This is a genomic window from Enterococcus sp. DIV1094 (assembly GCF_017316305.2).
GTDB classification, from domain to species: Bacteria; Bacillota; Bacilli; order Lactobacillales; family Enterococcaceae; genus Enterococcus_B; species Enterococcus_B mangumiae.
Genome location: NZ_CP147250.1, coordinates 764,918 through 790,715, shown reverse-complemented (window position 1 = coordinate 790,715; position 25,798 = coordinate 764,918). Strand labels below are relative to the sequence as shown.

General features: G+C 35.4%; 23 protein-coding genes, 1 pseudogene and 1 other annotated feature. Of the genes and pseudogenes, 23 read left to right on the top strand and 1 reads right to left on the bottom strand.

Features of this window, described 5'->3' with window-relative positions; genetic code table 11:
* Positions 1-39: 39 nt before the first annotated feature.
* On the bottom strand, positions 40-990 hold the full coding sequence (locus tag DOK79_RS03855) for an aldo/keto reductase (protein WP_206856333.1): 951 nt from the start codon (positions 988-990) through the stop codon (positions 40-42).
* 130 nt (positions 991-1,120) lie between these two features.
* Positions 1,121-1,332 (top strand) — a binding site (T-box leader).
* Between the two features lie 65 nt (positions 1,333-1,397).
* On the opposite strand from DOK79_RS03855, the gene hisS reads away from it, so the two are divergent.
* The 23 genes and pseudogenes from hisS (at position 1,398) to DOK79_RS03745 (ending at position 25,754) form a co-directional block, all read left to right on the top strand.
* The gene (gene hisS / locus DOK79_RS03850; RefSeq protein WP_206856336.1) at positions 1,398-2,705 is read left to right on the top strand and encodes a histidine--tRNA ligase; all 1,308 of its coding nucleotides are present in this window, start codon (positions 1,398-1,400) and stop codon (positions 2,703-2,705) included.
* On the top strand, positions 2,705-4,471 hold the full coding sequence (gene aspS, locus DOK79_RS03845; protein WP_206856339.1) for an aspartate--tRNA ligase: 1,767 nt from the start codon (positions 2,705-2,707) through the stop codon (positions 4,469-4,471). The genes hisS and aspS overlap by 1 nt, the downstream gene beginning before the upstream one ends.
* Before the next feature lie 206 nt (positions 4,472-4,677).
* The gene (locus tag DOK79_RS03840; RefSeq protein ID WP_206856343.1) at positions 4,678-5,553 is read left to right on the top strand and encodes a YitT family protein; all 876 of its coding nucleotides are present in this window, start codon (positions 4,678-4,680) and stop codon (positions 5,551-5,553) included.
* A gap of 276 nt (positions 5,554-5,829) precedes the next feature.
* The gene (locus DOK79_RS03835; protein ID WP_206856346.1) at positions 5,830-6,108 is read left to right on the top strand and encodes a hypothetical protein; all 279 of its coding nucleotides are present in this window, start codon (positions 5,830-5,832) and stop codon (positions 6,106-6,108) included.
* Positions 6,109-6,376: 268 nt separating this feature from the next.
* Positions 6,377-6,982, top strand: a pseudogene (locus DOK79_RS03830) (recombinase family protein).
* 226 nt (positions 6,983-7,208) lie between these two features.
* Positions 7,209-7,466, top strand: coding sequence for a hypothetical protein (locus tag DOK79_RS03825; RefSeq protein WP_206856347.1), 258 nt, complete (start codon positions 7,209-7,211; stop codon positions 7,464-7,466).
* A 100-nt stretch (positions 7,467-7,566) separates the two neighbouring features.
* Positions 7,567-8,925, top strand: coding sequence for a hypothetical protein (locus DOK79_RS03820; RefSeq protein WP_206856349.1), 1,359 nt, complete (start codon positions 7,567-7,569; stop codon positions 8,923-8,925).
* A gap of 584 nt (positions 8,926-9,509) precedes the next feature.
* Positions 9,510-10,133 carry a helix-turn-helix domain-containing protein gene (locus DOK79_RS03815; RefSeq protein ID WP_206856351.1) on the top strand — a complete coding sequence of 208 codons (624 nt, stop codon included), beginning with the start codon at positions 9,510-9,512 and terminating at the stop codon, positions 10,131-10,133.
* Between the two features lie 12 nt (positions 10,134-10,145).
* Complete coding sequence (locus DOK79_RS03810) at positions 10,146-11,012, top strand: hypothetical protein (protein WP_206856353.1); 867 nt, start codon at positions 10,146-10,148, stop codon at positions 11,010-11,012.
* Between the two features lie 310 nt (positions 11,013-11,322).
* Positions 11,323-11,673, top strand: a complete 351-nt coding sequence (locus tag DOK79_RS03805) for a YxeA family protein (protein ID WP_206856355.1) — start codon at positions 11,323-11,325, stop codon at positions 11,671-11,673.
* Between the two features lie 55 nt (positions 11,674-11,728).
* Entirely contained in the window at positions 11,729-13,249 is a 1,521-nt protein-coding gene (locus tag DOK79_RS03800; protein ID WP_242543289.1) for a peptidoglycan DD-metalloendopeptidase family protein, read from the top strand.
* A 191-nt stretch (positions 13,250-13,440) separates the two neighbouring features.
* Positions 13,441-13,740 (top strand): hypothetical protein, encoded by a 300-nt coding sequence (locus DOK79_RS03795; RefSeq protein WP_206856357.1) that lies wholly within the window; start codon positions 13,441-13,443, stop codon positions 13,738-13,740.
* A gap of 122 nt (positions 13,741-13,862) precedes the next feature.
* A complete protein-coding gene (locus DOK79_RS03790; RefSeq protein ID WP_206856359.1) occupies positions 13,863-14,318 on the top strand; it encodes an immunoglobulin-like domain-containing protein in 456 nt (151 codons plus the stop codon).
* A 408-nt stretch (positions 14,319-14,726) separates the two neighbouring features.
* Positions 14,727-15,542 carry a hypothetical protein gene (locus DOK79_RS03785; RefSeq protein WP_206856361.1) on the top strand — a complete coding sequence of 272 codons (816 nt, stop codon included), beginning with the start codon at positions 14,727-14,729 and terminating at the stop codon, positions 15,540-15,542.
* A 391-nt stretch (positions 15,543-15,933) separates the two neighbouring features.
* Positions 15,934-16,140 (top strand): DUF3955 domain-containing protein, encoded by a 207-nt coding sequence (locus tag DOK79_RS03780; RefSeq protein ID WP_206856363.1) that lies wholly within the window; start codon positions 15,934-15,936, stop codon positions 16,138-16,140.
* Positions 16,141-16,236: 96 nt separating this feature from the next.
* On the top strand, positions 16,237-16,644 hold the full coding sequence (locus DOK79_RS03775; protein WP_206856365.1) for a hypothetical protein: 408 nt from the start codon (positions 16,237-16,239) through the stop codon (positions 16,642-16,644).
* Between the two features lie 546 nt (positions 16,645-17,190).
* Positions 17,191-17,391 (top strand): LytTR family transcriptional regulator DNA-binding domain-containing protein, encoded by a 201-nt coding sequence (locus DOK79_RS15470; protein WP_206856382.1) that lies wholly within the window; start codon positions 17,191-17,193, stop codon positions 17,389-17,391.
* 350 nt (positions 17,392-17,741) lie between these two features.
* Positions 17,742-18,599, top strand: coding sequence for a glycosyltransferase family 8 protein (locus DOK79_RS03770; protein ID WP_206856366.1), 858 nt, complete (start codon positions 17,742-17,744; stop codon positions 18,597-18,599).
* A gap of 627 nt (positions 18,600-19,226) precedes the next feature.
* The gene (locus DOK79_RS03765; protein ID WP_206856368.1) at positions 19,227-22,334 is read left to right on the top strand and encodes an immunoglobulin-like domain-containing protein; all 3,108 of its coding nucleotides are present in this window, start codon (positions 19,227-19,229) and stop codon (positions 22,332-22,334) included.
* A gap of 295 nt (positions 22,335-22,629) precedes the next feature.
* On the top strand, positions 22,630-23,199 hold the full coding sequence (locus DOK79_RS03760; RefSeq protein WP_206856370.1) for a hypothetical protein: 570 nt from the start codon (positions 22,630-22,632) through the stop codon (positions 23,197-23,199).
* A 447-nt stretch (positions 23,200-23,646) separates the two neighbouring features.
* Entirely contained in the window at positions 23,647-24,000 is a 354-nt protein-coding gene (locus tag DOK79_RS03755) for an LPXTG cell wall anchor domain-containing protein (RefSeq protein ID WP_206856371.1), read from the top strand.
* Positions 23,990-24,688, top strand: a complete 699-nt coding sequence (locus tag DOK79_RS03750) for a WxL domain-containing protein (RefSeq protein ID WP_206856373.1) — start codon at positions 23,990-23,992, stop codon at positions 24,686-24,688. The genes DOK79_RS03755 and DOK79_RS03750 overlap by 11 nt, the downstream gene beginning before the upstream one ends.
* Before the next feature lie 43 nt (positions 24,689-24,731).
* A complete protein-coding gene (locus DOK79_RS03745) occupies positions 24,732-25,754 on the top strand; it encodes a DUF916 and DUF3324 domain-containing protein (protein ID WP_206856376.1) in 1,023 nt (340 codons plus the stop codon).
* The last annotated feature ends 44 nt before the right edge of the window (positions 25,755-25,798 follow it).

The window sequence follows — 25,798 nt, the reverse complement described above, 5'->3', positions numbered from 1 at the left end:
ACAACCACCGCATTTTCTCGCGATGGTTGTTTTTGAGTATTATTTAAACTCTCGGAATAGCTGATCGATTGTTTGAGCATCTTCTAAAGATAAGTGAATATCCAAAGCTTTGGCATTATCTGCGACTTGTTCTGGTTTCTTGGCACCAGGAATGACAAATGAGATACGTGGGTGCGCGATGTACCATGCTAAGACTAATTGAGCAGTGGTTGCTTGATACTTTTCAGCAATTGGCTTTAATTGGTCGACTGCTGTAATGATGCGTTCATATCGCTCGCCTTGGAAGTTTGGTTTGTTTTTTCTAGGATCATCATCAGAAAAATGTTTCGGACTTTCTAAATCATACTTACCAGTCAATAAACCTGAAGCAAGTGGAAAATAAGGTACGAAACCAATCGCATTGGCTTCAAGATAGGGGAATAATTCTTTTTCTGCTGCGCGATGGATCAAACTGAATTGATCCTGTACGATATCGATATAGCCGTCTTGATTGGCTTCTTTCAATTGTTTTAAAGTGAAATTCGATACACCGATGGCACGGATTTTCCCCGCTTCTTTCAGTTCGTGTAAAGCGGCAACTGCCTCGTTTTTAGGTGTCTCTTCGTCTGGAAAATGGATATAAAAAATATCGATGTAATCTGTCTGCAAACGTTCTAAAGCTTCATCAACTGATTTTTTCAAAAATTCAGGAGAATTATCAAATTTTTTCGGTTGATCTGGCAGATGTGCCGCTTTGGTGGCAATGATGATGCGGGAACGATCATAAGCCGGTTCTTGCAAGACTTCTCCGATCAATTGTTCTGAACGACCTTCACCATAAATATAAGCAGTATCGATGAGGTTCAAGCCATTATCTAAGGCGGCTCTGACAACTTCTTTTCCGGTTTCATCCGCTAACCCAGAAAAAAGATTATGCCCTCCAACTGCATTTGCACCTAAGCCGATTGCTTCGGCATATACTTGAGAATGACCAATTTTTACTTCTGACATTTTTCTACCTCCTTTTTTATTTAGTCTAAATCAAAAAGAACAAAAGCTGAATCAAAAAGACTTTGAAAAAGAAATCAGCAAGAATATACTTGACTTTAAGCTGTGTTTTTAGTAGGTTATAATTAATATTTAAATATCGATGAAAGAGCGAGTAAGTAACTAAAGGCTTTATAAGAGAGGATCGTCGTGGCTGAGAGCGATCTAAAACAAGTAGTTTCTGAAAGACACTCTGGAGATGGACGCGTGCAAAGCCGTCCCGTAGACGAGCGTTAATCGTGAGAGGAAAGAGCAATCTTTCAAATATAGGTGGTACCGTGTATGAAATAATCATTCACCCTTGTTCATGGCGAACAAGGGTGTTTTTTGTTTGCATTGACTACATAGTGTGAAGAAAAGGAGAGAAAAAGATGAACTTCCAAAGACCAAAAGGAACAAATGATATTTTACCTGGAGAATCCGAAAAATGGCAATTTGTTGAAGAAACTGCCCGTTTATTATTCAAAGATTATCAATATAATGAGATCCGCACGCCGATTTTTGAACATTACGAAGTGATCGCTCGCAGTGTAGGCGATACGACGGACATCGTTTCAAAAGAAATGTATGATTTTTACGATAAGGGCGAGCGTCATGTGACGTTACGACCAGAAGGAACTGCGCCAATCGTTCGTTCGTTTGTTGAAAACAAATTATTTGGGCCAGAATATACTAAACCTTACAAAACATTTTATATGGGACCAATGTTTCGTTATGAGCGTCCCCAAAAAGGCCGCTTACGTCAATTCCACCAAATCGGTGTAGAAGCATTTGGCTCTGAAAATCCTGCGACGGATGTTGAAAGCATGGTGATGGCGTTAGACTTCTTCAAACAACTTGGGATCAGTCAAATTCGTTTAGTGATCAACTCTTTAGGGGATCAAGAAACACGTCAAGCCTATCGCCAAGCGTTGATCGATTATCTTGTCCCATTCGAAGCTGAATTAAGTGAAGATTCACAACGCCGCTTACACGAAAATCCTTTGCGTGTATTAGACAGTAAAGATAAACGTGATCAAAAATTTGTCGCAGAAGCGCCATCGATCTTAGATTATTTAAGTGAAAAAGCCAAAGCGCATTTTGAAACAGTGATTGCTATGTTGGATGCGTTAGATGTGCCTTACGAAATCGACAGCAACATGGTTCGTGGATTGGATTATTATACGCATACGATTTTTGAAGTAATGAGTGACGCACCTAAAATGGGCGCACAAGCAACGATCTGTGCGGGAGGACGTTACGATAACTTAGTTGAAGAACTAGGCGGACCAGCGACACCTGGATTTGGTTTTGCGATGGGGATCGAACGTATTCTATTAACGATGGAAGCAGAGGAAGTCGCTGTCCCTGTACTGAATTCATTAGATGCTTATGTTGTCGCACTAGGTGAAGAAACAAATATCGAAGCATTGAAAATCGTTCAAGCAATCCGTGATTTTGGTTTTTCTGCCGATCGTGATTTCATGGGACGTAAAGCGAAAGCCCAATTTAAGACAGCAGATAAAGCCGATGCGAAGTTGGTCTTAGTGATCGGCGCCGACGAATTAGCAAATCAAACAATCAACGTCAAATCAATGGCAAATCGTACAGAGAAAAGTTATGCATTAGAAGAAATCTATAACCACTTTGACAAAGTGTATGATGAAATGACGTTAGCGACTGAACAGGAGGAAAAATGATGGCACAACGAACAGTATACTGTGGACTTGTTTCAGAAAAGCAGTTAGGACAAACAGTCACATTAAAAGGATGGGTACAAAAAAGACGTGACTTAGGTGGCGTGATCTTTATCGATCTACGTGACCGTGAAGGAATCGTTCAAATCGTCTTTAATCCAGAAATCAATAAAGAAGCATGGAAAATCGCCGATAAATGCCGTAGTGAATACGTCATTGAAGTAACTGGAACAGTCAAAAATCGTGATGAACTAGCAATCAATCCTAAAATGGCAACTGGTGAGTTTGAGATCATTGCGGATGAGATCATTATCTTGAACCAAGCTAAAACACCGCCTTTCTTGATTGAAGATGAACAAACGATCAACGATGAGATTCGCTTGAAATATCGCTATCTTGACTTACGTCGTCCAAAAATGACGAAAAACATCAAATTGCGTAACGATACAACAAAAGCGATCCGTCACTATTTGGATGACCATGATTTCTTGGATATTGAAACACCATATCTGGGTAAATCAACACCTGAAGGAGCAAGAGATTACTTAGTTCCTTCACGTATCCATGCAGGGCATTTCTACGCATTGCCACAATCACCACAACTATTTAAACAATTATTGATGAACGCTGGATTTGATCGTTACTATCAAATCGTTCGTTGCTTCCGCGATGAAGATTTACGTGGCGATCGTCAACCAGAATTTACGCAAGTCGATATCGAAACAACGTTCTTGACCGCTGAAGAAATCCAAACGTATACAGAAGGTTTGATTGCTAAAGTGATGAAAGACGTACGTGGTATCGAAGTCACTTTGCCATTCCCACGCATGACGTATGATGAAGCAATGAGTCGCTATGGAAGTGACAAACCTGATACACGTTTTGACATGGAATTGATCGACTTGAGTACTGTTGTGAAAGACGTTGAGTTTAAAGTCTTCCAAATGGCACTTGAAAATGGCGGAGTGGTCAAAGCATTGAATGCGAAAAATGCAGCAAGCAAGTATTCTCGTAAAGACCTAGACAATCTTGGTCAATATGCCACTCAGTTCGGAGCAAAAGGCTTAGCATGGTTAAAAGTGGAAGAAGATGGCTTGAAAGGTCCAATCGCGAAATTCATGGGCGAAGCATCTGAAGCACTGATTGAAGCAACCAACGCTGAAGTTGGCGATATTTTATTATTTGGTGCGGATAAAGAAGAAGTCGTTGCCGCAACGCTTGGCGCAATCCGTTCCCGCTTAGGAAAAGAATTAGGCTTGATCGACGAGTCAAAATTCAATTTCTTATGGGTGACAGAATGGCCACAATTTGAATATTCAGCTGAAGAAGGCCGCTATGTTTCCGCTCATCATCCATTTACGATGCCAAAAGCATCAGATGTTGAACTATTGGCGACTGATCCAGCAAAAGTCTATGCAGAGGCATATGACATCGTCTTGAATGGCTATGAGTTAGGCGGAGGATCATTACGTATCCATACGAGAGAATTACAAGAAAAAGTATTGAAAACACTAGGATTCTCTGAAGCAGAAATGGAAGAGCAATTCGGGTTCTTGTTAAGTGCGTTAGACTATGGCTTCCCACCACACGGAGGAATTGCTTTAGGACTTGATCGCTTTGTGATGTTACTTGCAGGTGAAGATAATATTCGTGAAGTGATTGCCTTCCCTAAAAATGGTAAAGCAGCCGATGTGATGAGTGATGCACCAAGCACTGTTTCTGATCTTCAATTATTTGAATTGAATATCGATGTTACAGAAGTTGAGTAACAAGCAGTAAAGTTAAATTCCTTTTTTAGAAATTTAGAGGTTGTGAAAGTGTCACAGGTAAGTCGCGATTTATTCGTGCGTGTGGCGCTGACACAACCTTTTTTCTATTATTTTGGAAATTACAATCTTTTTTTCAAAGATGTCTCTTGATTAAATCTTAAAAGATCTTATAATAAGGGCATACCAGATAAAGCGAGGCTTTTCTCATGAAAAAAACTTTCGAAAATTGGGCGTATCATGACTATACGACCAAACTTTCGGTGTCGATCGTCTATGCGCTGATTGCTTCAGTCGCATTGAATTTTTTTTATCAACCAGGAAATATCTATTCAAGTGGAATAACAGGTCTTGCGCAAATCTTAACGACGCTGTCAAAATCAGTGATTGGTTTTGAGATCCCTGTTTCAACTACACTGTATTTGTTAAACATTCCATTGTTTTTTTTAGCTTGGTTCAAACTTGGAAAAAAATTCACGATTTTTACATTTATAACTGTGACCTTAACATCGCTTAGTATTCATATCATGCCGCAAACGATTCTTTCGACCGATCCAATCATTTGTGCAATATTCGGTGGTGCAGTCACGGGCGTTGGGATTGGCTTAGCATTGAAAAACGGCTTGTCTTCTGGCGGATTAGATATTGTGAGTATTACGATCCGCAAAAAAACCGGTCGATCAGTCGGTTCGATTTCCATTTATTTCAATGCGTTGATTGTTTTCGTTGCGGGCTTGCTCTTCGGTTGGCAGTATATGTTTTATAGTGCATTGTCGATTTTTGTAAGCGGCAAGGTAACCGATGTCGTCTATACGAAACAAAAAAAGATGCAAGTCATGATCGTGACAAAACATCCCGAAGCAGTGATCGAAGCAATCCAAAAATGTATGCGTCGTGGCATCACGATTATCAATGAAGCAGAAGGCGCATATAAACACGATAAACAAACAGTCCTAATGACGATCGTTACTCGCTATGAGCTTCCTTTATTACGTGAAGCAATGAAATCATCCGATCCACAAGCATTTGTCAGCATTGCGGAGAATGTCCAAATCCTCGGACGTTTTTATGAAGAGGGAATTTAGAATTTAGTAAAATAGTTAGATAAAACACAGTGGATAACTGAATGGTTATCGCTGTGTTTTTTTGTTGTTTTGTTAAATACAAAGCACTTAAAAGTTATTGGTTTATATAGTTTTTATATAATCCTATCGTCCAGATTCTAAAATTTTTAGCGGTTTTTAGTCTAAAACGACACTTTATTAGAGAGTTGTGATTATTTAAAAATAACGTGATATATTTAAGTGGAAAGTAGGAAAGACAAATTTATGGATCTTGTATAAAAGAAAGGGGACAGTATCTTGAAATTAAAAACGATTCGTTCTATCAGAATAGTCAAAGTAATACAGTTCTTCCTTAGTTGCTCAGCTGTCTACTTACTGATAAGAGGACCTAAGTATACAGTTTTGATACCATTATTATTTGGGTTTCTCTTTGAACTAACCCTTCCAAAAGAATATGGTGGAGGACTAGTTAAAAATAAAAAGAATGTATTTATTAATTCAGAAAAAATTTGGATTGAACCACTTGTTGGAATTTTACTTTTGTTTTTATTTATTATTTTTTCAACTATTATTTAATTGCCCTGGGAAGAATAAGGTGAAAAAAGGGATGTAGGAAATTTGTGTTTATTTTTTTCAACATTTAAAGAATTTCAAGCATGGCAGAGTATTTGTATATCAAAATTTCGTTATCAACATAGCTATATAAACAACATTGTTGAGCCAACAGGGTATACCCTGTTGGGCTTTTTGCATATTCGTTATATACTTGGATTTGTAAGAGGTCAACTAAGTTGGGCAACAGGATTTTAAAAAAGTTGAAATTTTTCGTGGGGGAGAATTTTTTATGGCAAAAATTGGTTATGCAAGAGTAAGTAGTATGGATCAGAATTTAGATCGATAATTAGAGCTTTTATCTGACTGTGAAAAAATTTTTACTGACAAGCTAAGTGGAAAAGATACAAATCGAGAAGCATTCCAAGAAATGATGGAATTTATTCGCGAGGATGATATTGTTGTAGTAACTGAATTAAAACGGCTTGGACGTAATAATAAAGAATTAACGGAAACAATGAACTTGATCCAGATGAAAAAGGCAACACTTGAAGTCTTAAATCTACCAGCTTTAACTGGAATCACTGATGATAACCTACGTCGCTTACTAAACAACTTGATCATTGAGTTATATAAGTATCAGGCAGAGGACGAACGTAAGTATATACTTGAAACTCAGAGACAAGGAATTGCACTTGCTAAAGCTAAAGGAAAATATAAAGGAGGGAAGCCTAAATATAGAGAAAATGATCCACGTCTTCAGTTAGCCTTTAAATTATTTCTAGAAGGATCTACAGATAAAGAAGTAGAACAAAAAATAGGTATCAATCGGAGAACTTTTAGAAGATATAGAATGAAGTATGGAATTACCAAAAATTCGAGAAAGACAAATAATTAGTACAGTATTATATTAATTTTTAAAATTTTAAATTAACAAGATTTGGAGAATAATAGTGTGAAAAAATTAATAGTTTTAGGAAACGGTTTTGATTTATCTTGTAACTTACCTTCGACATACAAATAATTTTTTTGATATAGATCAGTCATATTTAAAAAAGGTTCTAATTTTCTAGAATATAAATATTAAATTACAAACCAATACACTTTTAAGGAGATTTAGTATCATGGTTGAACAACAAATCAAAGATATATCCTACTATTATCATAATCCTTTGGAATTTGAAGAACTTTTAAAAAACATTGAGTTAATGGAAAGAACAGATAACCTAAAAGACATTATAGGTTTGAATACACTAGAAACATGGATAGAAGACAGAATAGCCCATATTAAAAATCTACAAGAATTGTTAGATAATTATCCTGACACTCAAAAAAAAAATAAAGAGTATTATTGGGAGATCACTGGGAGGAAAAAATGCTGATACTTGGATTAATGAATTCTTTAGCGATCCAGAAACCTATCGAGGTTTTCCAAAATTATTTTCACAATATAACTATTGGTTAAGGTTATCAAATCAAGAAATGTGTAAATACTTACATTCTGAATTTGCAGAATACCATCATATTTTAGGAGATAAAAAAATAGTAAATAAGTATTCTGTAGAAATACTGAATGGTTTAAGATATAACAAGGATAAATTATTTGAAAATATTCGATTAATTACGGAGAGATCTCAACGTAAAGAGAAAATATTCTTTCCAGAAGGCTTTGAACAATCAAACCTATTTCAAGAAATGGTGAATTCATTAATTGATTTCTTAGAAGAAAAAAATTTGAGAGATATTATGTTTATAGATATGCTGTTAAATTTTAAGGATGCAAAATTCCCTTTAGACGAGTTAACCAGATATCGAATAGAGCAATTTGAAAAGGATTTCTGGGAAGATGACACTATGAAAAAGTCAATTTCTACTTTTAGTTCAAAAGTTTCTATTCAAGATCAAATAGAACCTATAACATTTTATTCCGAGGAGGATCATATTACAGTCTCTATTAATAGAAAAACTTTGGAGTCTTTAGAAAAAGATGAAATTTTGTGTTTCATCAATAAAAAAGTTCTTATTGATGAGTATGGAAGACTAGCTTCTCTTCATAGGATATTAGCAAATGAAAGTGCTCTTATTGAAATAGTAAAGCCAAAGAGGAAAAATGAGTACGATATTGCACTTTCGCAGAATATTCTAAACATGGTTGAGATGTCTATCATAGATTGCTTGATAGACTATTTTCAAGGTAAACAAATTTCATTTGAGAATCTTTTAGCCTGCTTTTTCAATGAGCAAATTCTTTTGAAATACGGCATAGAAGGTTTCTCTATGGAAGAAATTGGTAGCAACATGCCTTACTACTTTCGTAATATACATCTTGTAGTTGAGCTAGAATCTATCCTAAAACAGTATAAATTATTATCAAAATATGGAAAAATCGATTTAGGTTTACTTAATTCAATGCCTCCACTTGACATTGGAGCAATAGAATCAATATTGGAAAATAAATATATCGAAGTTTCAAATGAAGATATTCCAGAGGATAATCGTTTTTTAACAATAAAATCAATGTTTGATAAGTGTGATTATGTTTGCACAAAATATTTATCAGAGGAAGATATTAAAGAGTTAAAAAATTTACCTTCATTTAAACAGTATTCTACTTTTTTTTCAAATGATGAAACAAATTACTTGAATTTCACTTTGAATAATAAAGAGTATGCTGATTCTTTAGGAATTAGAAACGCTTATCTACACGGAGCAGGGAAGAGTTTTTCTGAGGAAGAACATAAAAACAACTATTTAATGCTAGTAAAAATATTTTTAATTGTGATTTCAAAAATAGATGAAGAGCTTTATTTGAATAAAATATCAAAGCAACCTGAATCCTAGTAGTACTTTTCATGTACCTATTTAAGTTGTATGTTATAACCAATAACGATATAACTTAGGTACGAAATGAAAGCACCAAGGCCAATCTTATGCGACTAGGATTGGCTTCTTTTCGTTTGTTGCAACTCTAAGTGTGTGAGTTACGGTTTATTTAGGGTACACTTTAAACGTACATTATAACCAGTAACATACTTCCATCATAAAAACATGAATACACCTCTTTCAGCACTAGAACTCAATTCTAAGTGCTGTCCCTTATTTTCAGTAGAAATATTTAGATTATAAGAGACGAAAAAGTAAAAAAATAAAAAAGTTTACATAATAAGGTTTGCCTAAAATTAATCAATTATAACTAAGTGGGTTATTTTTTTAAAAGAAGTAAATACAAATTAAAATTAAGTTGTTGTCGCTAATTTTTTTCACTTGTTTAAATTTTTTCGTTATTTAAATATTTTTAAATTTTTTTAAGTGCTTATGTACCTAAGAAGATGGTTTGTGAAATATAATTTGATCACTTCCTACGTGTGATTTTTATATAAATGTTACACTAATTAATAACGTATGTTAAAAGGAGTGTTCATGAAGTGTTAAAAGATCAGCTACTTGATAGTTATGAACTTAGGGAATTACGTTTGTTGGATGAGCTATATATAAATGCGGGGAAAGTAGATAAAGAAACTTTGAAAATTAAGTTATCTGTATCTCAAAATGTATTATTTAACATTGTAGAATCTATAAATTTTCGTTTATCCAATCATTTTGGAACTAAGTGGATACAATATAAAAAAGATTTGAATACGTTTGTATTGTCTGACCAAGGTCATTCAAAATTAGGAGAGATTATTGGTATCTATGCAGCAACATCGATTAATTATTTGCTCATACGAGAGTATTTGGAACAGCGCTCAGTTAGTGCAGAATATCTGACTAGGACTCTACAGATTAGTAGAGCTGATCTGTATCGAAGAATGAAAAGAATTAATCTAGTACTGAAGCAATTTGATATAGAGATCAAAGATAACCAATTAAAAGGGAATGAATTACAATTACGATATTTTGAACATATTTTTTATCAAAATATTTTTCCAGAGGAATATCTATTTTACAATCCTCAAGATTATATTCAATTTGAACATTTATTTAAGCATTTAGAATCCTATTATGGTGCAGATTTCAAACCAATGCAAAAAGCAAAACTTTCTTTATGATTTTCTAATTTGTTGAAGAATAGGCAAAAAAATCGTGAGGCTGGGGCAATCAGTGCTTGTTTACGACAGTACTTAAAAAACAATATTTTTTATAATGAATTTACAGAAATTCTCGTTAATTTTTTTAAGTTATTTCATATTAAACTAACCGAAATTGACAAAGTTAGCAGTTACTTATTCAATCTTTTTTTTACCGTGCCTTCTTCTTCGGATAAAATAAAGGATATGATTGATTACTCAATAGACCGCAAAGATATAGTTGGTCAATCGATCGCAGAATTAAATTCCTGTTCTACTAAGCGCTTGTTCCCGGATGAATCTGAGTGTGATTTTAGCCCTTGTAACCGCATGTTCTACTTATATTATGTCTTTAATTGCCATCATTGTATTTTATTTTTTAAAGGGTATATTTTTCATATAGATTCTACGTTACTTCATTTTTATCAAGAATATAATTATAAAGATATTGTGGTGCGTAACTGGATTGATTCGTGGTGCATGAAAGAAGCATATAAACACACTTTTTTGAGAGAAAATAAAGACTTTATCCTTCATAAATATCTATTATATATTTACCACGAACAATCACTAATTGAATTGCCTCTACGCGTTGGTGTAATGCTTTTCATAGATCCATTGATGGAAGTGATGGTAATAGATTGGCTAAAACTAGAACTTTCAAAAGAGCATGATGTTCAAGTTGAAAGCTATCAAGAAACGAAAAAGTATGACTTGGTTGTCGTAAATGTACCCAATCGATTAAAGAAAAATAATCATAAAGAAGTGTTTGTGATTACTGGAAGGGGTACTCCTTGTGATGGTAAAAAAATTTGCGAGAGAGTATTTGAACTCCAAGCTAATCGATTTAAGCAAAGCTGATTTATTCTAAACAAAGTCATTCATTTGAAGATCCTATGAACAAAATAAATAAGCAAAGTCTCGTTTTTATGAACTTTCTTATTTATTTTTTTTTATATAAAACATGAGATAGCCAGTTTCAGAGGTCCGACGCATCATTAATAAATTCTCAGTGGTATCAGAAATTCATCGATTTAATAGGAATTTGAGACTTGCGCTTTTAGAATAATGGTTATAATTTACCTGTTCATGTGAGAATGAAACAGATTAACTAGATTCAACTGTTTATCAAGATATTAGGCTTCAACTGGAATAAAGAAAGTGATAGATAATGGGGAAATTAAAAATAGGAATCTCTGTCGTAATCATTAGTTTACTATGTGGTGGGATATGGTATATGATCCATCCACAATATTATTACGTAAAAGTTACAACTGACGGAGAGATACGAGCTGAAATAACAGATGAGAAAGTCTATTATTATGATTTAAAAGGATATGATGAAGACGGAAATGGAAAAAAATTACACTTCTCTACACATCCAGATTTAGGTCGACCTTTTATTAAAGACTCGTATTTGAAAATCACCTATACCAACTTAAAGAAAGAGCAAGGGTATATGGAGCTAAAAAGAACAGAGATTCCACAGAAAGCATTGATTCAGTTAGAAAATAAAGAGTGAAATTTAACATAGAGTTAAAAGGATAAAAAATATTGAAGAAAAGGAAGGGAAAATATTGCAAAAAAAGTTTACGCATTGCTTTGTTTCAGGGGTTCTTCTGTCACAACTGTTGTTTATTACACCTTTACAAATAGTAGCAGATGAAAAAGTTTTATCGACAGAACAGACTACAATAGATACGATATCAGGCACAGCAACAACTTCAGAGGAACAAACTGAAACAACGAATGAAACGAGTACAGCAGACACCACCAGCGACACATACGATACAACGGATGAAACAAGCACAGCAGACACCACCAGTGATACAAACGAAACGACAGATGAAACGGCCACAACAGGAAGCACGAGTGACACAAACGAAACCACGGGAGAAACGACTACAACAAATACAACAACGGATAATTCAGAAGAAACAGATACATCAACTGAACCATCCATAACAAAGCCGACTAAACCAAGTCAACCACAAGAACCTGATACAACAGGCGCAGATGATTCGAATAATCAAAAGGAGAAGACAGATCAAGGGGATACGGAACAAAAAGCACCACCACAATCAGTTACTCCGGCTACACCAATGACTCCTGAAGAAGAGGTGAACCAACCAAGTCCAACTATGCCCATTCAAGACTTAGTACCAGGGAGTGAAGAAATCGATAAGGACTCGATTCATTTTGAAAAAGATGAATCTGTCGAAAGTTTTATTCGTAAAATAGGGGAATCCTCAAGAAAAATCGGTCAAGAAAATGGCTTATATGCGTCTGTGATGATTGCGCAAGCGATTTTAGAATCAGCGAGTGGACAAAGTCAGTTAGCACAAGCGCCAAACTACAATCTTTTTGGAATTAAGGGAGCATATAAAGGAGATAGTGTTTCCCTTACTACGCAAGAAGATACAGGTGAAGGGACACTTTATAGCGTGCAATCAGCGTTTAGAAAATACAAAAATTATGAAGAAAGTTTACAAGACTACGCGAAGTTAATGACAAGTGGCTTAATTGACAATCGTGAGTTTTATGCGGGCATGTGGAAGTCTCATGCTAAAACGTATCAAGAAGCGACTAAATTTTTAACAGGACGTTATGCGTCTGATACGAGGTACAATCAAAAACTGAATGGTTTGATTGAAACATATGACTTACAACAATATGATAAAGAAACTACTGGACCGGAAGTAAACCAGAAAGGATATATTACACCACTTAAAAACTATACGATTTCTAGCCCTTTTGGTTTTCGAGATGGTGAGTTTCACCGTGGTTTAGATCTAGCTGCGTCACAAGGAGAACCAATCTATGCAAGTAAAGCTGGTACAGTGAGAAAAGCAGAATTCCATTCTTCTTGGGGAAACTATGTAGCCATAGAACATGAAGACGGTACGACTGCATTGTATGCGCACCAACAAGCATATACCGTAAAAGTTGGTGATCATGTCGCACAAGGACAAATAATTGGTTATGTAGGTTCTACTGGTAATAGTACTGGGAGTCATCTGCACTTCGAGGTTAGTCGAGACAGCAGTTTAAACCAATCCCAATTGATTGATCCATTTGCGTTGCTATTTTTAAAGTAAATAGCTGCTTAAAGTTCTCTGATGATTATGACCTTACATCTTTTAAAAATTTTAGCTTGCAAGCTATCATGCTTTGGTTAATCAGAAGAGAACTTTGTTTCAAAATGAAAAGATACTATATCATAGTAGAAATGATGTTGTTGTAAAAATATAAGATACGGCACGTATGATTAATAAGGAGGTGCAGGAAAATGTCAGAGAAGGAGTTATTATCCTTTATTTCACAAACAAAACAAAGAACATTCACTTTTATTGATTTGGATAGTTGGCGAAGGAAGAAAGGACTTCCAGAATTAACGAGTACTGAAAAACTAATTTTTATTTCTCAAGTAAAATATTTACATTATCTTGATACTGCTTATATCAAAGGAAAAAATAAATATTACTATCTTTTTAAATACAAAAACTATAAAGAATTGAAAGATGAAAAAGTGATACCTTTCTATCTTAAAAAACATGAAAATAATTTTTATTATCAGACTAGTAGTTAGAGGAAGAATAATATCAATAATGCGTAAATAACTCTAAAATATGAGACCATTCGATTTCCACTCCTAACTATAATTTAATCGTATGGATTTTCCATATAATCAATTAAGAAAGGAGGGAAAATATGAAACATTCTAAATGGTTGAGTATGCTGAGTTTGGTTGCACTAGCCATTCCAACAGTAGTTGCAAATCAGGTGACATTTGCGACAGAAGCAGAAAAAGCGATAGAGGGTGCCCCTGTAATGAAACCATTAGAGCAAACTGGACAGGCTCCGGTAATTTTTGCGAATGATCGGACCCTTTACGTCGGAGATTTTTTTAATCCATTGGAAGGCGTATATTTTTATGATCACGAAGATGGAAGTAGCCAACCTGCACTAGAGAATGTCATCTATGATAATGTGGATATGAACCAACCAGGAAAATATAAAGTAACGTATGCAATAGAAGATTCTGATCATAAGCGAACGGAGAAAAGCATTGCTGTCACTGTTCTAGACCACATTGCAGATATTGTATTTCCACAAAACCCTATTGTTGTCTCGCAATATAGCACGTTTAATCCGCTTCCAAAATAATTAGGGATCACTTCACATGATAGTCAAGGTGTGGAGACAACAGATTATCTTTATTCTGGAAAACAATGTAGACACTAGAAAAGCGGGCACATATAGTATCATCTATTGTGTACCTTCTATCCATGGCGATCCCGTTGTTATAAAAAAACTAAATGTGTCAGTTATACGAACAAAATAGCTAAGCGATTATGTTCGTAGTTCAGTAAATAACTGTCACGTCAAGAAAACAAGTAATTGTCATTTAATCGAGTAAATTAGACTGTTCTAACCTGTTCTAGTAAATAAACAAGAGAGCCGAAGCGGCTCTTTTGTTTTATACGTCTATAGAAAAAATTTGCATACTACCGATTTTAATAATAAAGGATAGTTTAAAAGATGAACATAGAAGAATGAGAAGGAGATAGAAATATGCAGAAAATAATTAAATTAGGTATTTTATCATTAGCATTAGGAGTGACAGGCGGAACAATGAAGGTGCACACAGACACTCTGAATTTAGAAACTCAAACCAGTTTATCGGAACCACAAAGAAGTCCTCTTACAACATCTCCATTAGCTGAAACTCAAGTTGATATTCCGGTAATCAATACAAGTAATGGAAATTCAAAGATTCAAATGAGCTTAGTGAATGGTCAGGCTCATTTGTCCATGAAGATTGAGCTAAAAAATCCGAAACCTTATTTATTCGTTCGTTTCTTTACACAAGAAGATGGGATTTACCAATCAATTCCTTATTCTGAGTCTGGAAAATATGAATTAACACTTAATGATGAAGATATAGCTATTCTACGCCAGCAAGTAAGTGTAAGTAACTATGCAGCAGTAGGTATTGATGTCTTAAACGCTGACGAACAATTGCCGATCTCTATGTTATATGCACGTGATTTATTATCTGCGTACGATGAATTAACTGGAAATAATACAATGATCAAAAGTTTAAGCGTTCAGCCATTTGTTATAGGTAAAGATTCATCGATCGTTGGAACATTTGATAATCGAGGAACAACGGATAAAGATACATTGATGTTGATTGTCAATGGACTTGGTAGACGAATCATGCAGTTTGATTCTGTTCCTGAATCAGAGCAAGTTGAAAATCAACCCTTTCAACTATACGCTGAAGATTTCGTAGACTCAATCGATAAAAAGGTGAGTATTTTACATTTGAAAGATGGAAAAGTGTTTGCACAAGTGGATGTTCCCTTGAAGAGTAGCAGCAACTAATCAATCATTCCTATCAAATTTCAAGCCAAGTGCGCTTCCTATCAAAGGGAGCGTATTTAAAAGACAATTTGAAGGAATATAATGGTTAATCCAAATCATTATCTGAAATGCCCAAATTTATTTTAACTCAAAGGATATAACGGTTGAAATAAAGTTCGATGCTTTATGAATAGAATATTTAGGGTGAATAAATTTAGTGAGTCTCAAAATTTGATGAAAAATAGCTGAAAATGGAATTTTGAACGACTCACATTTACTTATTCTTAACAAAGAAGAGTTGTTAATCGTTAAAACTCTTTTGCAATAGCAAATAGGATACTATGGCTGTTCTCCCACTTATGATTGTTCTATTTGTTATTGCATATCTTATGAATAGAAAGGTGTGGAAAAAATGTGGAAGAAATATGGCTCCCCCACTGTTTGTTTACTCATTTCTTTGTTAATCCCTTTTTTTGGTACGTCATTCGTTTATGTAGATAAACATGGAATTGTTCACGAGCCAGGATTTTACAGTGTCATTATAGGAGAAATTGGATTTCTCGTTTCAAGTATTTGGTTCATAGCTAGATACTGGCGTAATAAGAAAATTTCAAGTTAATAGTGAAAGGCTTTCGTAGAAAGACAGACAATGCGAGATATTTTTATAAAAAGGTATCTACTATTTTTAGGATGTGTTTCTCAGAAGGGGGACGAAATGAAAAGATTCTTATTTCTTACCATTGGAATGCTTGTTCTTCTAACAATAAGTATTTTTATGGAATACAACAATTTAATGATTCCCCATGTTCACTTGCATACAAAAAATCCGAAAGCTTTGGAACCGAGTTTTTTACCCTCAAAAGAAGAACTATTAAGATATGAAGGAAACAAGTTACAATTTTTAGGATGCTATCAAGCGATAATTGTAAACTTCAGAAATAAGTATACGATATTAACGAATCATCATGGAACAGAAATCCAGTTGCCGATTAAGGTTACGGATAAACAAAAGCAATACTTTTCTATTCCATCTGTGACATATATTCCTACTTATTTAAAATGTTCGGCTACTTTTGGATTGGCAGAAAGAAATGGTCACTATTTCGCTTATCAAGTAAAATAATAATATTCAAAGATAAGTGTATGAATGAATTTAAGCGGAAGGCCTATACTGATTCTTTTTTTGTTTTTTAGTAGTCATTGATTTCTTTTCATAAATTTGTGAAAATTGGCTTTCTAGAAATAGATTATTTTAAGATGGTAGATATCTATTTGGTTGAAACGAATCCTTTGTGTGCCATCTATTACAAAGAAATGATTCAACAAATCTTAGATAGTAAAAGACCGCATATTCTATCCAACTAATTAGTGAACCGCAACGATTCTTTCAGTAGCTTGGTAGAGTAAGGTATGATGAGGACGCAGGTTTAGAGTTTGGAGAGAAGATTAGGCATGTATCTACCGGGTTCATTGTCTTTAGTAGTTATACTGAACACACGATTCTACAAAGTTTGTATCGAAATATTCAACTCTATGATTTTGTGCTTAAAAGAGATTCATTGGAATATGGAAAAATCTTATCGGCAGTCATTTCTACTATCTTTCATCGTTAGGATCGCAAGGTGCGCCAATTACACATTGACGAAAAACTTGGGGGTCAAACTAGTTAATCATTTCAACAAAAGATATTCTTTACCCTGAGACAAGTATAGTCAAAAACAAAACAAGAGTACTTACATCATCTGAAGAACATGTAGCCAATCATTCGCTTAGTGTACTGAAGCAGAAATTGATGTTTACTTCTTTTTGCCTCAAGTTAAAATCATATATTCTTAACTTAGAATATGTCATTTATATTGTCCGGAAATAGTTATGTATTCGGTTCGTAAATGAGGAAGGATTGGGATCATCAAACAGGTGAATATTAATTAGAACAGTATATGTATTGGGAAGTACGATAAAGAAATATATATTCTAAAAAGAAAGAAATGAGGAGAAATAACCTCAGAGATGATAGCATTTAAATTCGCTAAATAAAATCAAAAGTGTATGAAACAAAATAGTCATCAAAAACTGAGCTCAACATTAATGATCTGAATTTTCAGATTATTCAGATCATTAATGTTGGTTCTGTAAAAATTTGTATCGTCTCTTTTTATGAGAGCGTGTATAAGAAGGGGAATGACAAATTCTCAAATTTTTTAGAAAAGGAGGAGTAGTATGACCAAAAAAGAATTAGCCATTGCTTCTTATTGTAATACTGCCTGGGCGCCTCACTTAGCTGCATTAATACTTTTAATCATAGACAATTGCCAAAAGAAAGATATTTTATTTCATTTTTTTGTTCTAGATATCCAATTAACAGATACTGATCGTCAGATGTTAAAAACCATCGTCTCAATAAAACGAGAAAAAGCAAGTATTGAATTTTTAACCATTGACAACCATCTAGTAAGGAGGACTGATCAAGAACTTTCAAAGGTGGCCAATGCTCGAATTTTGTTGCCCGCGCTTTTAAAAAATCAATCGACGGAAAAAATCCTATATTTAGATTGTGACATGATTGCCCTTGAAGATATTTCCGAATTATGGGCCGTCGATTTTTCAGGACATGTCATCTCAGCAGTGGAAGATGCTAGTTTCCACCATCCCTCAATAGAAGTGGATCTGCCAATTAAAACCTTACTATGTTTCGATTCTGGCGCGATCGTCGTCGATGTCTTGAAGTGGAATCAGTTAGGTATTACAAAGAAGGTGCTAGAAAATATCAAACGTTATCCAAACAAATTGGAGTGTCACGACCAGGAGGCGTTAAACGTAGTGCTGTATAATCAATGGTATCGGCTACATTCTAAATGGAACGTCCAGACCTATATTCTAAATAAGACGAAAAGACATCCAACATTTATAGGAGAGAAAGAATACCGTGAAGCGAGGAAGAGGCCTTATATCATCCATTACAGTGGACAGCCAAAACCTTGGCAACCAGCATTCCAACATCCAAGCAAAAATTATTACGAACTATATACGACTCAAGTAAAAAGTTTGTTGAGATTGCTGGAGAATCTTGTTGGATGATTACTAGACAGACAACTAAAAATATGACTTGATTAGTGGGATTGGCACAAGGGCGATTTCGATCAATCAAGCGGTAACTACGAAATTGGTTCTTTTTCTTTTCGTAGTTATCGCCTGATTTGTGAAGAAATTATATAGTGTTGTTGAATGAAGTGATGAAAAAAGTCTAAGTTCTTTTTTTGATAGTTAATTATTTTTCGTGTACATATAAAGAGAAACACTGGGTAGCATCCATTTCAGATAATTAGTAGTCGCAAAAACCAAGTCGAATCCCATTCGAATTGAGACTGTTAGAAAGAAAAATTTATGTAATATTGGGATATGGGTAGGAAGATGTTTATTTTCTACACTATGAATGTTTGGATAATGAAGCGTGACACTGAGGGTATCGAAAATGTGTTGGCTAAAAAAGAAGAAGTCACGAGCAATGTTTTTGTTACATGAATGAACAACGATTTTCAAAGACCAACAATATAATGAATGCTTCGATTATTATCTTGAACATATATGTTAGCAGTGAAGTTTTTTTCGATGGGAATGACGCAAACAACAATCTGTTACAGAAAAGATCAAACGAATCACTGCAAAAGTTTTATGGAAAATGTACAATGAAGGAGGAGTCAATGAATGAAAAAAAAGTGGGTTTCGAGTTTATTGCTTGGTAGTTTATTCTTGCAAGTAATGACTCCAATGTTAAGTTTTGCTCAAGAGACAACAGAATTGACCACGACTACTAACGCTGCAATAAAAAAAGAAGACAAGCCGGCACAAAATCCAACCAATACTAGCGCTTCAAAAGACAATAAAGAATCATCATCTAAACCTGAAGCTAGTAGTCCTATTGACACGAGTAATCCATTAAATATATCACCCGTATCACCTGGAAAACCTAGTGAGTTGGAGAAACAAAATTCAAAGAACCAAGTGTCCACTGCCCAAAACCTACCGTCTTCAGCTCCTATAGCTGATGAGAATTTGGGTCCAGAATTGTTTGAAAATCCAAAGTTTTTTGACTGGGGCGGTACTACCATCCCTAATACTATACCAGGGTGGACTCCTCTAGCAGGTGGGTATCACATGAATAGCACGGCCGTGCAATGGCCACCAGGAAATGACACTAAAGAAAGTATGAGGTTAATGATCTTCTCTACAACAACAAACACCATGATATATCAAGATGTATCGGTTACGCCAGGTAGCACCCTGTCTTTTGGTAACTTCTATACTACTGGGATTAGAGTCTCAAAGGACTTCATTGTATATGCAGGACCTGTAAGTGATAACTTAGAGGATTTTTCGGTAGTGGACGCATTTACACCGCCTTTGGGAAACAATGTGTGGAAGAGAGTTGAATTTGTCGTTCCCCAAGGTATGACTAAAATGAGAATTATAATTAGAGGGAAAAAAGGAGACCGCTGGAACCCTCCTGAGTTTACTGGTTTCAGTTTAAAACAAGACTTAAATCCACCAGTAAATACAGCCGCACCGGTGATTAATGCCTCAGACCGACGTCTGGCATTAAATGCTACCTTTGATCCGTTGGAGGGAGTAACCGCAACGGATGCAGATGACGGGCCAATTACTTTAACGGAGGCAAACGTTGTTCATAATGACGTGGACACTAGTAAAGAGGGAAGCTATTCTGTTACTTATTCTGTGACAGACAGTGGGGGATGGACAACAAGAAAAACAATTGCTGTCACAGTGGGTAACCCAAATACCCCCCCTGTCATTCATTTGCCAAGCCCCTCCCCTTCTGTAGCACAAGGAAGTACTTTTGATCCAGCACCAAGCAAATGGAACGTTACTGCAACAGACACTGAAGATGGGGATTTAACAAACAAGATTGTGGTTGAATCCAATAATGTAGATACAAGTAAACCTGGGCAGTATAAAGTCTCCTATTCTGTTAAAGATAGTGGAAATTTACAAACGAAAATAGATATGCCGGTGACGGTAACCCCTAAACCAGCAGGGACTATTGATTTGTCGGTGGATAATAACGGTGCTATCTACCAAGTTCCTCAAGGAGAGGACCTGCAGATTAAAGGGCAAGTATCGGATACAGGGTTGCAGAATTTTATGGTTTCGGTTAGGTTAAAAGGAGATCCAGTGGGAAACAACATTGATTATAATTTGTTTTCTAATGTTCCGTTAGGTGAGAAGCGAGATTATAGCTTATCGGTACCTACAGAGAAGTTAAGTGTAGGAAAAACCTATCAGTACACGGTTAGGGCAGAAGATAGTGTAAACCCCACAAAAGAGGAAAATATATTTATGGTTGTAATGCCTCCCAAACCAGCACATACTTTAGATTTAACTGTAGACAAAGACACGTTTGATATTGAAAAAGGCGAAAGTGTGCAAACTACAGGGGAAATTTGGTCCAATACAGCTACAGCTATGCAATCAGTAAGTATTAAGAAAAAAGGCGAGGCAACGTCGATTGATAGCACAAATTTTACGTCTACTCCGGCCAATCAACACAATAAATATTCGTTAACGATACCAGCCGATAAATTGTCTGTTGGAGCGAATACGTTTGAAGTAATAGGGGAAGATGATCAGTCTACAGTTTCGACAAAAGAAATCACAGTAAATGTCTCCCAACCCTCTGATCTTATTGAATTGAAAAATGGTAGTTTTGAAAAACCTCTAATTAGTGGCGCAAACCGCGGACAGACATTTGCTGAAGGAACGCCTGACTTAGAGTGGCAAACGACCGCTGCAGATCACACGATAGAGTTACAAAATATTACGCGTTATGGTCCAGCACCTGATGGGCAACAATGGGCTGAGTTAAATGCTAGCGACGTCGGCGCGTTATACCAAGATGTTCAAACAAAGCCAGGATCGATTGTTCGTTGGAGCGTTTATCATCGTGGACGCGATGGGGAAGATGTAGCTAAAGTAAAATTTGGCGTACCAAATGGCAAAATGGAAGATATCCAGACAATGAAAACGGGCACAACTTGGACAGAATATTCAGGCGTGTATAAAATCCCTGATGGACAGACTGTTACTCGATTCCAGTTTGAAGCTGTAAGCACTAGTTCTGGAAATAATTCCGTGGGAAATTTAATTGATAAAGTAGTATTTACGAATGAACAAATTGGTGAGAAGCCTGTCATTCAAGCAGTTGATAAAACGATTGCGCAAAACTCAACTTTCGACCCATTAGATGGGGTTTCGGCTACTGATAAAGAAGATGGAACAGTTCCAGTGACAGTCCACGAAAATACAGTGGATACTTCAAAACCAGGAACATATAAAGTTGTCTATTGGGCAACCGACAGTGATAAGAATACAACAGAAAAAACAATTACGGTGACAGTTGAACCAAGTGAATTGAGTTTCAACGTACCAGATATTTTAACCTATGATAAGCAAGCTTTATCAGACGATAAGGAATATGCGAAACGAACAGATAAAAATTGGCAGATAACAATCGATAATTCGAAAAAAGTAAAATGGCAAGTAAAAGCAAAAGCTGAAGAAATGGTTGGAGAGACGAGTCATGCCAAATACAAAGATGCTACAGTTTATGTGGACGATTTAGGGAATGAGTCATCTTTAGCAGCAACAGTATTGATTGCTCAAGGGGATGAACAAAAAGTAGATCCAATTATTAATTGGCAAGAAGATAAAGGGATATTATTTGCTGTTGATCCAACAAGTATGAAAGCTGAAAATTACCAAGGGACCATCAATTGGACTTTGGAACAAGCTCCTTAAAAAGCTCTTCGACAAGTAGTGTTGTTGAGTGCAAATTAGAGCTTCATCTAAAATCAATCGAAGCAGAAATAAGATAGGAAGGGCTCAGGATTATTTATCCTGAGCCCTTTTTGATTGGAATTACTTGAAAGCTTTCAATGCAAGCGGCAAATTGTGAAAATTAACATTTCATGAATAAATGGTATCAAAAAAAACAAAAAGACAGCGGCTATTGAGACCTTTTTGATGCGAATCACATCTACTATAAAAGATAGGAAGGCGCTTTCCTAAAAAAATAGTACAAAGGAGAAAAAAGTTGAATACAAAAAAAATGATAACACTCGCATGTAGTACATTGATGTTAGGGGGTCTTGGCTTAGGTATAGCAACAACCAGTTTGGCTGACACTATGCCAGTAAGTGAAACCCAATCCCAGGTGAAAGGTTGGGAATCAGCTTTAGTCGATCCAACGTTCAATGATTTATCGAACTGGAATGGCGCACAAGCTTTAGGTCAAAAAATCGAAAAACAAGAGAATGCCATCCGAGTGACTGCAATCAATAACCAAATTTCATTGGGACAAAAAGGCTCGATGATTGCTAATCATGACTATAAATATTCGGTTATTTATCAATTAAATCCTTCGAATGAACCAGTCGCTATTCATTTGGGTCAATATATGTTAGCTGGTGATATTTACGGCTTGGATGGTATTCCAGGTGCGAATGTTGAATTGATTGCTGATGGCAACTGGCATGAATTGTCAGGAGAATTTAATTTTGACGAACCAGATGAATTAGGGATTTATAAGAATAAAGGAATTGTAGTCAGGGGTACAAATGAAATCAAGTTGGCGCAAGTAAGTATGTCAGTGAAATTACCATAGTATATAACTATAAAAAAAGAAAATTTTCTTTAGTTTACTTTATGAAGATGTCAGATAAAAATAAGAATTTGTTATAAAGAGGGTGTTCTAGAAGTAATTCACTTCTAGGACGCTTTTTTTAACTTGAGTTTTTTGATGGATGGAATGCTAACATTAAACATTCTTACATAAATAGTCACTAAAAATAAAAGCAAATAACTTTTTAGGGTATCAAAACATGTACTATAACAGGTGATTTTTGATATTAAGTCGCGTGCAAACAATAATGGCAAGGCGGCGGCTGTCTTGTATCAATTTAATAAATAATGCCAGCTATTTTTGAGACTTTAACATAGAGGAAACACTGTAATATCAAGTTGTAACAAAAAGTTGCTTGTGATAACTGATAGATTTAACGAATTATTTTACCCGTTGAATCATCAAGTAAATATAGGAGGAAGGGAGAAGATGAAAAAGAAAAAAAAGTTCTTACTCACTTTATTCTTCGTATGTAGCTTGTTTATGGTAGGAGGCACTGTGGAAGCAGCGTCAAGTGCGCATACTTCCCATGCGGGGATTTACTTTAACGGCTACGATGGAAGTTGGAGTTCGGGGGATATCAACCAATCACAGCCTAACATTGAAATACCAGGTGACGACGGTTCTGTTTCTGGAGGAAAAATGTCTCAAGGAACATTACCTAAAACAAATACAATCAGTCATGTTTCAATGTTTTGGTTAGGAGTACTGCTAGTAAGCGGTGCGCTATATACTTTTATGAAAAGAATTCAAATTATCGGAGGAAAACTACATGAAAAATAAAATCGCTCTATATTCAGCTTTACTTTTATCATTAGGAGGAATTGCAACTACAGGAGTGAGTGCATTTGCAGATGCCACAGACTCAAATGCTACTTCTAATGCAACAATTAAATTCTTGCCAGGAGACGGTGTTACTCCGCCAGTAGATCCAGATAATCCAGATAATCCAGATCCAGGTACCGATCCTGAAGATCCAGGAAATGGTGGTACTGGAGAAGTAGGGCCATTATCAATTGACTACGTTTCAAATCTTTCATTTGGTGAGCAAAAAATCTCAGGTGCTAATGCAGTTTATGAAGCAAAAAATACAACACCACGTATCCAAGTAACAGATACTCGTGGAGATAAAAAAGCTGGATGGAGATTGTCAGCGACAGCTTCACCATTTACAGGACAAGACGCAGATGCACAAAACGTTGTGTTACGTGGTACAGAGTTGTCATTAAACAACGGTACTACTGTAACAACTACTGGAAATAACTCTGCTGCACCAACAGTTAGCGATGTAGTATTAGATGGAAGTAGTACAGCCGTTGACGTGATGACAGCAGCACCTGATTCAGGACAAGGTACATGGGTAGATAAATATGCAGCATCAGACGTAACATTGAAAGTCCCAGCAGGTTCTGCTGAAAATGGTGTGGACTATACGAGTACCATTGAATGGAACTTAGTCAGTGCACCATAATTCGTGCTGACGTAAAATAAAAATAAAGGAATGATAGGAATACATGAGAAAATACCTTTTACTTTTAGCAACTGTAGGCTTGACTTTATTGGGTGGACAAAACGCTTTAGCAGATGATATGAATTACTCTGTCAAAGCAGATATTCCTGAGAATCAAATTGGTGAAAATCTAAGTTATTTTGATTTGAAAATGGCACCTGGTGCGGAGCAAGACATCACAGTGACCGTATCTAATCGTTCGGACAAAAAAGAAACGATTCATTTAGAGGTCAATAATGCCATGACGAACCAAAATGGTGTGATCGATTATTCGCAACATGGCAAAAAGACGGATGAGAGTTTAAAGTATCCAGTGGAGAAACTAATAACAAATAATCAACAAAAAGTGGATTTCTCTCCAGGGGAAACGAAGAAAGTCTCCTTTCATCTAAAAATGCCAAAAGAAAAAATTGCTGGGACTATTTTAGGTGGAATCCATATTTCTAAAGAGAGTGAAGCGAAAAAAAGCAAAAAGCAAAGTGTAACGATTGAAAATCTGTATTCCTACGTTCTTGGACTTCAAATTCGGGAAGACATGGAAATAGTCAAACCGGTGATGAATTTAAAAGATGTAAAGCCGACTCTTGTCAATTATCGTACAGCTGTTGCGGCTAATCTCCAAAATAGTACGTCAACTATTTTGCGTAAAGTTTCTGTGGATGCAAAAGTTTATAAGAAAAATAGTAAAGACGTGTTGCATACAACTAAAAAAGAAAACATGAATGTTGCACCGAATACGAATTTTGATTTTCCAATCAACTGGGACAACGAACAGCTACAACCTGGAACTTACACCTTGAAAATGCACGTAGGCTCTGATTCAGGTGAATGGGACTTCACGAAAGATTTTACTATCAAAAGTAAAGAAGTGAAAAAATTAAACGACGAAGCGGTAGAATTGAAGAAAACAGATAATACATTGCTCTATATTTTATCTGGAGTGATCATCGCATTGATTCTCGCGTTTATCTTATTCTTTTTATACATGCGTAGGAAAAGTAAAAGCAATGAAGAGAAGGATAAATAAGAAAAATCAAAACCTAATATGAAATGAGTAAAGATAAGAAAGAG

Coding starts and splice junctions, on each gene's coding strand:
- DOK79_RS03755 (WP_206856371.1), top strand. CDS start 23,647: ATGAAAAAGAAAAAAAAGTTCTTACTCACTTTATTCTTCGTATGTAGC.
- DOK79_RS03855 (WP_206856333.1), bottom strand. CDS start 990: ATGTCAGAAGTAAAAATTGGTCATTCTCAAGTATATGCCGAAGCAATC.
- DOK79_RS03790 (WP_206856359.1), top strand. CDS start 13,863: ATGAAACATTCTAAATGGTTGAGTATGCTGAGTTTGGTTGCACTAGCC.
- DOK79_RS03805 (WP_206856355.1), top strand. CDS start 11,323: ATGGGGAAATTAAAAATAGGAATCTCTGTCGTAATCATTAGTTTACTA.
- DOK79_RS03750 (WP_206856373.1), top strand. CDS start 23,990: ATGAAAAATAAAATCGCTCTATATTCAGCTTTACTTTTATCATTAGGA.
- DOK79_RS03770 (WP_206856366.1), top strand. CDS start 17,742: ATGACCAAAAAAGAATTAGCCATTGCTTCTTATTGTAATACTGCCTGG.
- DOK79_RS03765 (WP_206856368.1), top strand. CDS start 19,227: ATGAAAAAAAAGTGGGTTTCGAGTTTATTGCTTGGTAGTTTATTCTTG.
- DOK79_RS03785 (WP_206856361.1), top strand. CDS start 14,727: ATGCAGAAAATAATTAAATTAGGTATTTTATCATTAGCATTAGGAGTG.
- DOK79_RS03775 (WP_206856365.1), top strand. CDS start 16,237: ATGAAAAGATTCTTATTTCTTACCATTGGAATGCTTGTTCTTCTAACA.
- aspS (WP_206856339.1), top strand. CDS start 2,705: ATGGCACAACGAACAGTATACTGTGGACTTGTTTCAGAAAAGCAGTTA.
- DOK79_RS03820 (WP_206856349.1), top strand. CDS start 7,567: ATGTGTAAATACTTACATTCTGAATTTGCAGAATACCATCATATTTTA.
- hisS (WP_206856336.1), top strand. CDS start 1,398: ATGAACTTCCAAAGACCAAAAGGAACAAATGATATTTTACCTGGAGAA.
- DOK79_RS03840 (WP_206856343.1), top strand. CDS start 4,678: ATGAAAAAAACTTTCGAAAATTGGGCGTATCATGACTATACGACCAAA.
- DOK79_RS03780 (WP_206856363.1), top strand. CDS start 15,934: ATGTGGAAGAAATATGGCTCCCCCACTGTTTGTTTACTCATTTCTTTG.
- DOK79_RS03745 (WP_206856376.1), top strand. CDS start 24,732: ATGAGAAAATACCTTTTACTTTTAGCAACTGTAGGCTTGACTTTATTG.
- DOK79_RS03795 (WP_206856357.1), top strand. CDS start 13,441: ATGTCAGAGAAGGAGTTATTATCCTTTATTTCACAAACAAAACAAAGA.
- DOK79_RS03825 (WP_206856347.1), top strand. CDS start 7,209: ATGGTTGAACAACAAATCAAAGATATATCCTACTATTATCATAATCCT.